Annotated in this window: 11 protein-coding genes and 1 tRNA gene; 8 read left to right on the top strand and 4 right to left on the bottom strand. The window is 40.4% G+C overall.

What is annotated here, in order from left to right; translation table 11 throughout:
* The coding region (locus tag G509_RS0102310) for an OmpA family protein (protein WP_026990052.1) at window positions 1-377 on the top strand (377 nt) is incomplete at its 5' end.
* Window positions 378-946: 569 nt separating this feature from the next.
* Here G509_RS0102310 and G509_RS0102305 read toward each other — a convergent pair.
* Window positions 947-1399, bottom strand: coding sequence for a 6-pyruvoyl trahydropterin synthase family protein (locus G509_RS0102305; protein ID WP_026990051.1), 453 nt, complete (start codon window positions 1397-1399; stop codon window positions 947-949).
* Window positions 1400-1509: 110 nt separating this feature from the next.
* Between G509_RS0102305 and G509_RS0102300 the strand changes: the two genes are divergently transcribed.
* Entirely contained in the window at window positions 1510-2139 is a 630-nt protein-coding gene (locus tag G509_RS0102300) for a 2OG-Fe(II) oxygenase (protein ID WP_026990050.1), read from the top strand.
* On the opposite strand, the gene G509_RS0102295 is transcribed toward G509_RS0102300, so the two are convergent.
* A complete protein-coding gene (locus G509_RS0102295) occupies window positions 2136-2906 on the bottom strand; it encodes an enoyl-CoA hydratase/isomerase family protein (RefSeq protein ID WP_026990049.1) in 771 nt (256 codons plus the stop codon). The two genes, G509_RS0102300 and G509_RS0102295, sit on opposite strands and share 4 nt — an antisense overlap.
* Window positions 2907-3026: 120 nt before the next feature.
* On the opposite strand from G509_RS0102295, the gene G509_RS0102285 reads away from it, so the two are divergent.
* The 4 genes from G509_RS0102285 (at window position 3027) to G509_RS0102270 (ending at window position 6612) form a co-directional block, all read left to right on the top strand.
* Window positions 3027-3100 (top strand) — tRNA-Ala (locus tag G509_RS0102285).
* A gap of 80 nt (window positions 3101-3180) precedes the next feature.
* A complete protein-coding gene (gene rlmF / locus G509_RS0102280) occupies window positions 3181-4152 on the top strand; it encodes a 23S rRNA (adenine(1618)-N(6))-methyltransferase RlmF (RefSeq protein ID WP_026990048.1) in 972 nt (323 codons plus the stop codon).
* Window positions 4153-4424: 272 nt separating this feature from the next.
* Complete coding sequence (locus G509_RS0102275; RefSeq protein WP_026990047.1) at window positions 4425-4976, top strand: DUF4468 domain-containing protein; 552 nt, start codon at window positions 4425-4427, stop codon at window positions 4974-4976.
* Between the two features lie 163 nt (window positions 4977-5139).
* Window positions 5140-6612 carry a carboxypeptidase-like regulatory domain-containing protein gene (locus G509_RS0102270; RefSeq protein ID WP_131450767.1) on the top strand — a complete coding sequence of 491 codons (1473 nt, stop codon included), beginning with the start codon at window positions 5140-5142 and terminating at the stop codon, window positions 6610-6612.
* Between the two features lie 77 nt (window positions 6613-6689).
* Here the strand turns inward: G509_RS0102270 and G509_RS21315 are convergent, their stop codons facing one another.
* Entirely contained in the window at window positions 6690-8294 is a 1605-nt protein-coding gene (locus G509_RS21315) for an ELWxxDGT repeat protein (protein ID WP_051199902.1), read from the bottom strand.
* Between the two features lie 272 nt (window positions 8295-8566).
* Between G509_RS21315 and G509_RS0102260 the strand changes: the two genes are divergently transcribed.
* Entirely contained in the window at window positions 8567-10210 is a 1644-nt protein-coding gene (locus G509_RS0102260) for a hypothetical protein (RefSeq protein WP_026990045.1), read from the top strand.
* Between the two features lie 32 nt (window positions 10211-10242).
* Here G509_RS0102260 and G509_RS0102255 read toward each other — a convergent pair whose 3' ends face one another.
* Window positions 10243-11481 (bottom strand): NAD(P)/FAD-dependent oxidoreductase, encoded by a 1239-nt coding sequence (locus G509_RS0102255; protein ID WP_026990044.1) that lies wholly within the window; start codon window positions 11479-11481, stop codon window positions 10243-10245.
* A gap of 124 nt (window positions 11482-11605) precedes the next feature.
* On the opposite strand from G509_RS0102255, the gene flxA reads away from it, so the two are divergent.
* Window positions 11606-13123 carry a flexirubin biosynthesis tyrosine ammonia-lyase FlxA gene (gene flxA, locus G509_RS0102250; RefSeq protein ID WP_026990043.1) on the top strand — a complete coding sequence of 506 codons (1518 nt, stop codon included), beginning with the start codon at window positions 11606-11608 and terminating at the stop codon, window positions 13121-13123.
* The last annotated feature ends 3 nt before the right edge of the window (window positions 13124-13126 follow it).

Raw genomic sequence — 13126 nt, 5'->3', positions numbered from 1 at the left:
TGAACCCGATCCAGGAGATTGTTAAAGACACCGTTATTGCGTTAAACGAGATCTACTTTGAATACAACAAAAGCAACATTACCAAAGAAGCCGCTTTTGAGCTAAACAAAGCAGTAGAGGCATTAAAAGCGAACCCTAACATGGTAGTAATGGTAAAAGCACACACGGATAGCCGTGGTACCGACCAGTACAACATGAGTCTTTCTAACCGCAGGGCAAAATCGACGGTTCAGTACATTATATCAAAAGGTATAGCCAAGGCCAGGATAAGCGGCCAGGGTTATGGCGAGAGCGAGCCGAAGGTAAAATGCACCGAATGTACCGAAGAAGAGCATGCTAAGAACAGGAGGAGCGAATTCCTTATTGTAAAGCAATAATAACAAAATAATACAAAGGTTTACTACAAGCAATATTTACAAACGCTTAACAAACCAAACCAACAAATGCCAAAAGCCCCGCACCAATGTGCGGGGCTTTTTTTGTGGGGCCATCCACAGTAGCGACGCATTGCCATGCGTCTCCCGAACTATTACAATAATAGATCTGGATATTATTCATATTCGGCTAAAGCCAGTCTATCCGAACCTTAAAACCCGTGGCTAAAGCCGCGGGCAACACATGCCTGTTGATACCTTAGGCCTGATGCAGGATTGGTGTAGAGACGCATTGCATGCGTCTCCCGTAATGTGAGACACAAAAGTGTTGCCCCTGGCTTTAGCCAGGGGTTAAATGTGAGGGGGGGTTGGCTTTAGCCAAATATTATTTCTTGAAGCTATGCGTGAGGGATAGCAGCGAAAAGCCCACAGTAGCGCGGAGGCACGACGCTGCCACGAGGACTTGCAGCGTATAGCCCGACCCGACAGGGGCACGCCCTTGTGTTAGTAATCAGTGTTTAGTGGCAGTTGGCAGCTTTGATAAAGTAGGAAACAGTACCCAAAAGGAGTGCTTACAAATTATCGCTCTGGAACCATTCGGCAAAAGAGGTTTCGGTTTCCTGTAGCCTTAAAGAGTGCAGGTTGATGTTAGCGGGCAGGCGGTCTTTGATTTTTTTTGCAAAATCGATAACCATATTTTCACTTGTAGGTTGGTAATCAACTAAAATAACATGGTGGTCGCGGGCTTTAAGTTCAGCGGCCAGTTCTATATGTGGGGTGTTTTGGTTAAACACCGTGGCATGGTCAAAAAGGTCTACAATCTCTTCTTTCACAATTTTTTTAAGGTCGCCAAAGTCGATAACCATCCCAAATTTTACATTGCCGGAGTCGGTTATAGGTGAGCCAATTACGGTAACCGACAGCTTATAACTATGGCCGTGCACATTTTTGCATTTGCCGTCGTAGCCGTAAAGGGCGTGTCCGGTTTCGAAAGTAAACTGCTTGGTAATCCTGATTTTGCTCATTTGTATGCCTTTAAGGCTGCAAATTTACTAAATAATAGCCTTGGTTGTGCAGCTGTGCCAATGTATTGGTTTTACGATTATCTTTGAGTGCTTTTTAAACGCTTTAAAAAATGGACGAATTTGCGCTGAACCCGTTGTATGAAAAGGTAATAGACGGCCTTGCCGAACAAAAATACAGTGTTGTAGATGGCTTTTTTACAGATGCCGAAGTGCAGGGATTGCGCGATGGCCTGTTGGCAAAATTTGAAGCCGAGCGCTTTAAAAAGTCGGCTATAGGCAACCAGGCCAACGAGCAGGTGCAAACGGCCGTGCGTGGCGATTTTATTTTATGGCTGGACGAAGAAACCGCCACTGGCGCCGAAAAAGCATTTTTTGACACGATTAAGGATTTTACACAGTACCTTAACCGTACCTGCTATATGGGTATTGCAAAGCAGGAATTTCATTATGCGCTGTACCCCGAAGGCACGTTTTACAAACGCCATTTAGATACATTTCAGAACGATAGCAGCCGCAAACTCTCTATGGTGTGTTATTTAAACGATGAAGACTGGAAGCCCGAATACGGCGGCGAGCTGACCCTTTACCTTAACGATAACGGCACCGAAAAAGCACTGGATATCTATCCTGTTAAAGGCAGGGTAGTGGTGTTTGAAAGCCAGGTGCTTGAGCACGAGGTTAAGCCCGTAAAACAAAAGCGCCTCAGCATTACCGGCTGGCTTAAAACCCGCGAGTATTAGGGTTTAAGTTTGGCTAATGCCTGCCTTGAAAAATCAGATAATACAAGCCTGCCCGATATTTTGGCGCGGTCGGCTAACAATACATCCCAATTTTCGGTGCCTTCCCACAATACCTGTTTCATGGCAGTTAGTGCTTCCGGATTGTATGATGCCAGTTTAGACGTAAAGAGGTCGAGTTCGGCATCCAGTTCTTTAATGGTTTCAAAAACCTTGGCATATAAGCCTTTTTCCTGCGCCCAATAGGCGTTTTTCCACTCGTGGGCAGCAAGGGTTAATTCGCTTAAAGCGGCCTTGCCCATTTTGCGTTCTACGGCCGGTGCAATTACAAACGGGCCTATACCGATGGTAAATTCAGATAATTTAACAGCGCTGCCCTCTGTCGCCAGGGCATAATCGCAGGCTGCTGCCAGCCCAACGCCACCACCAACAGCTTTGCCCTGTATACGGCCTACAATTAGCTTAGAGCAGTTGCGCATGGCGTTTATTACGTTGGCAAAGCCGGAGAAAAATACAGCACCATCATCTAAATTAGAAACAGCCAGCAGCTCGTTAAACGATGCGCCCGCACAAAATGCCCCCTCACCCTCGCTTTTTAGCACTATTATACTAACATCGGGGTTGTGGCTCAGGGTGTTTATGGCCTCGGTTAGCCTGCCCAGCAGCACACCCGGAAACGAGTTGCCTGCCGGATGGCCAAACTCCACCGTTGCTATTTTATTTTCTACATTTATGTATAAAGAGCCGTCTTGCCTGTTGGTAATTGCCATATTAAAACTATTTAAGGGTAAATTTAGCATAATTAATAAATATGTAAATTGGTTTTTTAAAAACTTTACTATTGTTTTGCAAATTCAAAGTATTTTATATTATATTTGCCATCTCAAAATGGGGGATTAGCTCAGTTGGCTAGAGCGCTTGCATGGCATGCAAGAGGTCATCGGTTCGACTCCGATATTCTCCACTTAATCAAAGCTTCAGTTTTTACTGAAGCTTTTTTTGTTTAAATTACATCCAATTATTTCCGTAAGAATCATACATAACATGCCATCAGAAAAAAGCCAACAAGTAAAATCAGAACTGCACCCGCGTAATAAAAACCGCGAGCGGTACGATCTAAACGCCCTAATTGCTGTTAGCCCGGAACTGGCAAAGTATGTTACACCCAATAAATTTGGCGATGATTCGGTAGATTTTGCCAACCCCGATGCCGTTAAGCTTTTAAATAAGGCGTTGCTTAACCATTATTACGGAATTAAGTACTGGGAATTTCCGGAAGAAAATTTATGTCCGCCCATACCGGGCAGGGCAGATTACCTTCATTACATGGCCGATTTGCTGTGCGAAAGTAATTTTGGAAGAAATCCAGAAGGCAATAAGATTACTTGTTTAGATGTTGGTGTAGGCGCTAATTGCATTTATCCGATAATAGGGGTAACCGAGTATGGCTGGAACTTTATAGGGGCCGATATCGACCCTAAATCTATTGCATCTGCACAAAATATAGTGGCTAATAATTCACAATTGGAAGGTAAGATTAAATGCCGATTGCAGGATAACTACCGTAATATTTTTTACCGCATAATTGGTGCCGATGAAAAGGTTGACATAACGGTGTGCAACCCGCCTTTTCATGCATCTGTCGAAGAGGCCCAAAAAGGCACGCAACGAAAAGTAAAGAACCTGTCGGGAAAAAATGAAAAGACGCCTGAGCTTAATTTTGCCGGAATAAGCAACGAGCTTATTTATAAAGGCGGCGAGGCTAAGTTTATTAATAACATGATTTTTGAGAGTAAAAAGCTTTACAAAAACTGCTACTGGTTTACCACATTAGTGTCTAAACAATCTAATTTAAAGGGTATCTATACATTGTTAGAAAAGCTGGAAGCTACCCAAATTAAAACTATTACTATGGGTACGGGCAATAAATCTACCCGCATTGTGGTCTGGACGTTTCTTAGTAAAGAAGAGCAGAAGTTGTGGCGCGACACCCGTTGGAAAAACACAGCATTATAAATATGGAGGCAAACCTATTCTTATTTTCTCCCTGTAGATAAAGCGTGTTAACATACTTTGTGAAAGCTACCGGTAAAAGTGTGAAGAAATGTATAAAAAATCTTATTAAACTTAACCTTTAACAGGCACTTAACTTTTAATTGCAGGCAAAACATATCTTTGTTAGGCTCAATAAAATCAGTGCTTTATAAAGCAAATTATCCTGTTTGTTATTGGTGTTTATTTTTTATCATTTCTCTCAATAGTACCTTCTGTAACTTATTCTAAATTTTATGAAAACACTTTTATTCTTATTTTTATCGTGTGCATGTTTTGCGCAGGAATTTACCGTAACGCCGGCCGGCCTTGCCTCTAAAACAGATCCTTCTAAAACGTATGTGGTTGTTCATTTTGAAGGCGTATCGGCAGATAGCCTTTATGCAAGCGCAAAAAGATACGTACAAAGCAAATATACCGGGCCTAAAGATGCCATAAAAGGCGAATTGCCAAGCCAGTTTATTAGTTTTGAAACCACATCTGACACCATAATGTCGGTTAAAGAAAAAAACAAAACTGTTGCCTACAATGCAACATATACTACTACTATAGATTTTAAAGACGGTAAAATAAGGATCAGCTTTCCGGCGGTAGATATTTATACCCTTAACAAATCTGGAGAAAAAGAAGCCTATCCGTTTAGTGCTTACTGGAACAAGAGCGGAAAATTGGTTAACAGCAGGTCTAAAAAGTTAGTGGAGGCATATTTTAATGCCTTTACAGGATCGTTAATTAAAGGTGTTAACAGCGGCGGAAACAAAAGCCAGATAGGTTCTGCCGAATGGTAGCCTAAAATATATATAGCATTTACAATTTAAGCTTCGGTACTACCGGGGCTTTTTTATTTGTAGGTACATTTGGTTTTAGGTGTCAGAAATTTTTCTTAAAATATTTGTAGTTAGTGTGTTACAAAATGTTAAATTAATCGTTTACTATTTAAACACCTACACCATGAAAAAAATAACTTCCCTTATTGCTCTAACATTACTGCTATTTGTGCAGAATGCGGTATCACAATCTGTTACCGGTACGGTAATAGATGAGCAAAAACAACCCATACCTTATGTATCTATCCAGGTAGGCCCAACCTACGGGGTGGTAAGCAATACCGAAGGCCAGTTTGTAATTAACATTCCCAGCCCGGCCGATGCCGATAAAGTAATTTTCTCCAGCATTGGGTACGAAAGTATTGCTATACCGCTATCTGATTTTAAAAGTGGTGCCTACGTGCTTAAAGAACAGGTTACTGTTTTAGATCCGGTTTTTATTACCAATAAAAAATTATCGCCATTAGAGATCCTGGCGCAGGTAAAAATAAACGCGCCTAAAAATTACGGTACACAGCCCGCAAAACAGACGTTTTTCCTTCGAAATTCGTACACCAATAAAATGATAGATGGCCAGTTTGAGCTTGTAAAATCGTCTGTAGATAAAAAAGCTACCTTAAAAGAACTTAATAAAGAGATTGAAGACGTTATGAAAAAACTCAAAAACCAAAGTTCTAAAAGCTATTCGGAGTCGTATGGGTTTTTGTATCAGCAAAATAGCGAATCGAAATTACTGGTTGAAAAAGCGGTTGAACTAAAAAATAGAGAAAGAGACGTATCTGGCGAACAGGCGCAAAGTAAATTTATAGACATTGTAAAAAGATATTTAGACCCCAATGCCACCTATAAATTAAAAACGGGTTTGTTTACGATTGATGATTCTTTAAAGGTTAAATCGGCTAAAAAAGATATAAAGCCCGATGTTAAAACGGCGTATTTAAAAACCACCATAACGGCTTTAAGTAGCTCTTTAAATAACTTTTACACAAAAGATGGCCTCGACTTTTTTACAGATTACAAGCGCTATACCTATACTTTAGAGGGGTACTCTGAATATAACGATGAAACTATTTACATTTTAGATTTTAAGCCGGCAAAAAGTTCGGGCCATTACTATGGCAAAATCTATGTTAATGCCTTAGATTATGCTGTTGTTAAATTAGAGTATAATTTAGTTGATGGCGAAAATGAAAGCAAAATAAACCTGAAGCTTTTATTAGGCGTAAAAATGATGGAAGACCGCACTAAGGTTGCCGCTACGTTTACTAAAAACGATGCAGGGCAATATTCTATAAACTTTATTAAAAAGCAAAAAGGCAATTATGGTTACATGGACCGGTCGCTTAAGTTTACTAAAAATAAAGTAAGTAAAGATGAGGAAACTAACATGCTTAAAGTAGATTTTTTAATAGAATCTGACACGTACACCACCAGCGAATTGTTTATTATAGACAAGCAGCCGATAACCGCGGCCGAATTTAAAAATGTTACCGAAAAAGAAAAATATGATATTAATTACATAGCCAAATACGACCCATCTATCTGGAAGGATTATAATGTTCTTGCGCCGGTAGATGCTATTAAAAACTACAATTAATTCCGGTTTTTACCGAATAAATAAAAATGGGCTGCCTAAATTTAGGCAGCCCATTTTGTTATAATATGATGTATAGGTTATTGTTTTACGATCTTATTGAAGAAAACCTGATTAGTATCGGTTTCAATTTTTAAGATGTAGACACCCTGGCTTAATTTAGAGATGTCTAAACTGGCCTGACCCTGTACTTCCAACACTTTTTTACCAGCGATAGAAAATACGCTAACATTTTGCACACCGGCGTTGGCAAGCTGTATAGCTACTGTGCCTGTTGTTGGGTTAGGGTATACAGTTGCCTGTGGCGCAGCATTTACCGGGCTAACAGCCATTACATCCTGGGTTAGTTTGTAAAGCTCGGCACCTTCGGCACCGTATTCTCCTTTAAAGTAAAGCTCATCGTTTAATATTGTAAAAAACGGAATGTAATACATTGGGCTTACAGCATCGGTATCGGCCATAAGTTTTGTAGTTCCGGCTGTGGTGCCATCGGTAACATAAAGCTCGCTGCCGTTGGTACCGTCTATTGCTACAAAGTACAGCAAACCATTATAAGAAATAAAATAGTTAGGAGCCGAATAATCGCCACCCACATTAATATCTTTTATCATAACTGTTCCGGCCTCGGTACCGTCAGACGACCAAAGCTCGGCATTGTGTACACCATCGGTTGCCTGAAAATACACCTTGCCGTTGTAAGCATATAATGCACCCGGAAAAGATTCTCCCGCACCCGGAAAAATATCTTTAACCATAACAGTACCTGCAACAGTACCATCGGTTGTCCATAATTCATAACCGTGTGTACCATCGTTAGCCCTAAAATACAGCTTGCCGTTAACCTCTGTAAACTCGTTAACGCTCGATCCTTCACCTTCGTTAGGGTTTATTTCTGCGAATAAGGTAGTTCCTGCCTCGGTACCATCGGTAACCCAAAGCTCGTCGCCATTATTATCATCGGCCCTAAAATACAGCAGGTCGTTATATACTACAAAGCTCCTTGGCGATGAGTCTCCTTCGGTAAAAACATCTTTAACCATGTTAGTACCGGCTTCGGTGCCATCGCTTACCCAAAGTTCGTAGCCATTAGTGCCGTTATCTGCCTGAAAGTAGGCTTTACCATCATACTCAATAAACCCGTACGGGTACGAGCTGCCTGTAGGGTTAATGTCTTTAGGCATAATTGTGCCCTCGGTAGTACCATCGGTAACCCATAGTTCGCTGCCATCTGCACCATTATCTGCCTGAAAATACACCTTATTGCCTACTTTTTTAAAGAACAGGGGTACAGCACTGTTGGCTCCGGTTAAAATATCTTTTAGGATAACGGTACCGGCTTCGGTACCATCGGTAACCCAAAGCTCAATACCATGAGAGGCATCGCTGGCCGAAAAAACAAGCTTGCCGTTAAGTTCGGTCAGTTCTGTAATAGACGAGTCTCCAAAAAGATTAATGTCTTTAATAAGTACCGTGCCATCTTCGGTGCCATCGGTTGCCCAAAGCTCATCGCCATGCTCGCCATCGTTGGCAGTAAAGTACAACTTACCGTTAAGCTCTACCGGCTGCTGTATGCTGGAGCCATCTAACCCCGGGTTAATGTCTTTAACAATTTGTGCCACTGTGGTTTGCCCGTAGCTAAAATAACCGGCGGCAATACACATAAGTGTTGTAATTCTTCTTTTCATTTGTGAAAATTTATTGTGGTTTTGTATCGAAGTAAATTTAATTTATTTAAAACGGTAATTAAATTTTAACTGTACAATTAACACTTTTAAATACTTAACGCTAAACTAATCAGTGTAATTAGCAACAGTTTTATTGATAAACAGGCAAAAAAAAGAACTATTAAACATGAATGTTATCTAATTGCATGTCTTACAAAATAAATCTTAATAAAATTAAAATTTAGTAATTCTAAATTCATATAATTGCACACTTATACAAACCTAATCAATTAATGAAGAAAACATTACTATTACTCGCCATCCTGATTAATACAGGATTTATGTTTGCGCAAAAAGAACTTTCTAAAGATTATTCGTATACGGCCAGTAATCCGTACAAAGTTTTTGATGCCGATAACAAATTATATTTTTACAGAGACGGAGAGATAATGACTGTAAAAATTGATAAAAAAGAAATTCTTATCCAAAAGCTGAACTCAGCCGGAGACAAGCCATCGTTTATAGCAGAGAAGTTGTACGAGTCTAAAGAATTGTTCCCTAAAAACTATCAGTTGGAAGAAGTTGAAGAATATGGCGATAAGTATTATTTCTTTTTTTCTTCGTGGGATGGTGATAACGAAAAAGAACAGCTGTTCTACAGGGAGATAGATTTTAAAAAAGGCGAATTTGTTGGAGAGAACAAATTAATGTTTCAGGTAGAGGGCAAAATTGCAGGGTCGCCAACAGCCATTTTGTATATTGGTATGTTTGCACCAGGCATTAGCATTGGCGTTCAGGATAAGTTTGATTTTCTTATTTCGGCAGATAAGCAAAAAATGCTCATAGAATACCGCAAAAAGCCTCTTGTAAAATCAGATAAAAAAAGTTACGATATTATAGGGGTTAATGCTTATGATAGCAATCTTAACCCGGTTTGGAACAACGAGCTAACAATGCCGTACACAGAGAGAAGGATGAATTTGCTGGATTATTCTATTGATAAAGAAGCTAATGCGTACTTACTTGTAAAAGTATTTCATGACGATAGTAATGACGATAAAAAGCATAGAAAAGATACCGAAGCCAACTACCATGTAGAGCTTTTTAGAGTTAAAGCGGGCACTACCGATATTGATATTACTAAAATAGATGTAAATGACAAGTTTATAAACCGCCTGTGGCTGTACGAAAGCCCGGATGATTATATGGTTTGTGCCGGTTTTTACAATAAAGGTAAAGTTTTAGATAATGTGGGTGGTATTATGGTGTTTAAGGTTAAAAAAGACGGGGGTTTGTATGATAAATCTACACACGAAATACCTCTTGAAATTTTAAACGAGCACGTTAGTAACAGGGCAAAGAAAAAGAACAATAAAGCAGATGAAAAAGGAGGTGCCGAATTTAATAATCTGGTGCTGGATAAATTACAGATTGACACGGATGGTAGCCTTGTTTTATTAGGCGAGCAGTATTTTTATGAAAATCATCCTATGTCAAAAAGTAATTACGTTAGTTATCATTATTATGATGTATTGGTTACAAAAATAGATCCGTCGGGCAAACTGGCGTGGATGAAAAAGTTGCCTAAAAGGCAAATAGGTACCAGAGGCAGGGGTGGTATGTCTTACAAGCATTTTTATGCTAACAACAACCATTATGTGGTGTACCTTGATAACGTAAAAAACTTTAACCTGCCTGTAGACGAAACCCCGTCAACCCACAGCGATGGCCAGGGAGGTTATTTTACATCATATAAAATTAATGATGCCACCGGCGAAGCAGTTAGCAGTTCTATTTTTAATGTTAGGGATATGGAAGATATGACTATTTACCAGTTCTCAGTAAAAAGGATACTACAAACCGGCGACGATGAATTTGCCTTAGAGGTTTACAAAAAGAAAAAAGAAGATGTAATGATCAAGATAAAGATGCTTTAATCTATAATTACAGTATATAATAACAAAGCGCCCTATTGGGCGCTTTGTTCGTTTTGCAGCATATATGCCATAGATTTTATAACCCGGTCGTGCTTTTTTACAAATGGGTTTTCTTCATCCCAAACGTAGCCGGCCAGTACAGAGCATATTTTTTGTTTAACATCGGGGTTTTCGGGCCTGTGGAAAAACAAGGTTTGCAGGTTGCCGGTGTACCATTCTTTTACGTAAGTAGCAAAAACATCAACACCACGGCGCATGTAAGCGGTATATTCTGTATCCCAGTCTACGGTTTCGCCGTTCAATTCCCTTAAAAACAGCTTTGCCGATAGCATACCCGACTCTGTAGCAAAGCAAACCCCTGATGAGAATACAGGGTCTAAAAATTCTGAACTGTTGCCTGTTAAACTGTAGCCCGGCCCACAAAGCCTGGTAACAGAGCAGGAGTAGTTTTCTATTTTGTGGGGTTCAAACAAAAAGTCTACACCCTCAAAGCGGTCGCGGTAAAAGTCAGATTGTTTAATAACCTCCTTTAACGCTTCGGTAGTATTATCGCCTAACGATTTTATGTAGCTTGTAGGCCCAACAACACCAATACTGGTGTTGCCGTTGCTAAAGGGTATAACCCAAAGCCACACTTTAGTTTCTAAAATATCAAAAGTAATCTGGGTACCCTCTACACCCTCCGGCCTGTTTACATCTTTAACATGGGCAAACATGCTCGAATTTTCGGGTATAGACGATGGTGCATCCAGCTTTAATATTCTTGGCAGCACGCGGCCATATCCGCTGGAGTCAATTATAAACTTGGCGTGTACCTCTCGGGTAACGCCTTCTTTATCCCTTATGGTTGTTACAGAGTCAGATCCATTAAAAACAACATCAAGCACTTCGGTTTCAAACTCAAGGTCTATGCCTTTTTTAATCACTTCCTGGGCAAGGGTGTTATCAAAATCGGCCCTTGGCACCTGCCATGTCCAGTCCCACCCTTCACCAAATTTCTGGCTAAAATCAAAAACACATAATTCTTCGCCCCTAATAAAACGGGCGCCAAACTTTTTTTCAAAATCCATTGCCTTAAGAGCGTCCAACAGCCCGGCTTCGTCAAAATGGTCCATAACGCGCGGTATAAGGCTTTCGCCGATAACAAAACGCGGAAATTTAGACCTTTCAACTACCTTGATCTTCACACCATTGTTATGAAGATACGAGGCTGCAACACATCCTGAGGGGCCTGCGCCAATAACCAGCACGTCTACATTTTCTTTTAACATTATAAGTTTTTGTTAGTCTTAAAATTATCTTAAAAATATTTTACATTTGTAACCCTGTAAAATTAGAGACATTTTACATATAAAAAAATAATTTTGCCCAACAGCGCAATTTAATTACGTATAAATGACGAAGATAAACGAGTATTTAAGCCTTGAGCAATTTGAATCGATAGTTTTTGGCAACAATAACGTAGAGGTTAGTAAAGAGGTGCTGGAAAGAGTAACACAAAGCTTTGATTTTTTAAAAGAGTTTTCGGCAAATAAAATTATTTATGGTGTAAATACAGGGTTTGGGCCAATGGCGCAATACCGTATAGAAGACCAGGACAGGATACAACTACAATACAATTTAATAAGAAGCCATGCATCGGGCACCGGTAAACCTTTGTCGCCCGTATTTGTAAAGTCGGCCATACTGGCAAGGCTAAACACATTGTCTTTGGGTAACTCTGGGGTGCACCCGTCGGTTATCCATTTAATGCAGGAGCTTATTAATAAAGATATATGCCCGCTTATATTTGAGCATGGCGGTGTTGGTGCCAGTGGCGACTTAGTTCAGCTTGCCCACCTTGCCCTTGTGCTTATTGGCGAAGGCGAAGTGTTTTATAAAGGCGAACGCAAAGCCACCGCCGATGTTTTTGCAATAGAGGGGCTTACCCCAATAAATGTAGAAATTCGCGAAGGCCTTGCATTAATGAACGGTACCAGTGTAATGACGGGTATTGGTATCGTGAATCTTACCAATGCTAAAAAGCTGTTAGACTGGTCGCTTAAATTTTCGGCAGCTATTAACGAGATCGTTAAGGCGTATGATGATCATTTATCGGCAGAGCTTAACAATACCAAACTGCATAAGGGCCAGCAGGAGGTAGCCGCCCGTATGAGGCAGCACCTGCAAACCAGCAAGCTTATCCGCAAGAGAGAAGACCACCTTTACACCGGCGATAATACAGAGACGGTGTTTAAAGAAAAGGTTCAGGAATATTACTCACTGCGCTGTGTGCCCCAAATACTGGGCCCGGTGTTAGATACCATTAACGAAACGGCGCTGGTGTTAGAGAACGAGATCAACTCGGCTAACGATAACCCTATTGTAGATGTTAAGAACAAGCTGGTATACCACGGCGGTAACTTCCACGGCGATTATATATCGCTCGAAATGGATAAGCTAAAACTGGTAGTAACCAAGCTGTCTATGCTTGCAGAGCGCCAGCTTAACTATTTAATGAATGCCCGTATAAACGAGATACTGCCACCATTTACCAACCTGGGTAAACTGGGCTTTAACTTTGGTTTGCAGGGTGTACAGTTTACGGCGGTTAGCACCACGGCAGAGAACCAAATGCTGTCTAACCCTATGTATGTACACAGCATACCCAACAATAACGACAATCAGGATATTGTAAGTATGGGTACCAATGCTGCGGTAATAACAGCTAAGGTTATAGAAAATGCTTTTGAGGTGTTAGCTATTGAGCTTATGGCAATTGTGCAGGCCGTAGATGCTTTAGATTATAAAAATGAAGTATCTTTGGGTACAAGACAAATATATGATGATGTAAGGGCTATACTTCCTGTGTTTTCTGAAGACAGGGTTATGTACCCGTATGTGCAGGCTATTAAGGATTATCTTATGAAGTAATGT

Source organism: Flavobacterium subsaxonicum WB 4.1-42 = DSM 21790 (assembly GCF_000422725.1).
Lineage (GTDB): Bacteria > Bacteroidota > Bacteroidia > Flavobacteriales > Flavobacteriaceae > Flavobacterium > Flavobacterium subsaxonicum.
Note: the sequence above shows the minus strand (reverse complement) of the source record. Positions and strands in the feature narration are given on the sequence as shown.

Coding starts and splice junctions, on each gene's coding strand:
- G509_RS0102305 (WP_026990051.1), bottom strand. CDS start 1,399: ATGAGCAAAATCAGGATTACCAAGCAGTTTACTTTCGAAACCGGACAC.
- G509_RS0102300 (WP_026990050.1), top strand. CDS start 1,510: ATGGACGAATTTGCGCTGAACCCGTTGTATGAAAAGGTAATAGACGGC.
- G509_RS0102295 (WP_026990049.1), bottom strand. CDS start 2,906: ATGGCAATTACCAACAGGCAAGACGGCTCTTTATACATAAATGTAGAA.
- rlmF (WP_026990048.1), top strand. CDS start 3,181: ATGCCATCAGAAAAAAGCCAACAAGTAAAATCAGAACTGCACCCGCGT.
- G509_RS0102275 (WP_026990047.1), top strand. CDS start 4,425: ATGAAAACACTTTTATTCTTATTTTTATCGTGTGCATGTTTTGCGCAG.
- G509_RS0102270 (WP_131450767.1), top strand. CDS start 5,140: ATGAAAAAAATAACTTCCCTTATTGCTCTAACATTACTGCTATTTGTG.
- G509_RS21315 (WP_051199902.1), bottom strand. CDS start 8,294: ATGAAAAGAAGAATTACAACACTTATGTGTATTGCCGCCGGTTATTTT.
- G509_RS0102260 (WP_026990045.1), top strand. CDS start 8,567: ATGAAGAAAACATTACTATTACTCGCCATCCTGATTAATACAGGATTT.
- G509_RS0102255 (WP_026990044.1), bottom strand. CDS start 11,481: ATGTTAAAAGAAAATGTAGACGTGCTGGTTATTGGCGCAGGCCCCTCA.
- flxA (WP_026990043.1), top strand. CDS start 11,606: ATGACGAAGATAAACGAGTATTTAAGCCTTGAGCAATTTGAATCGATA.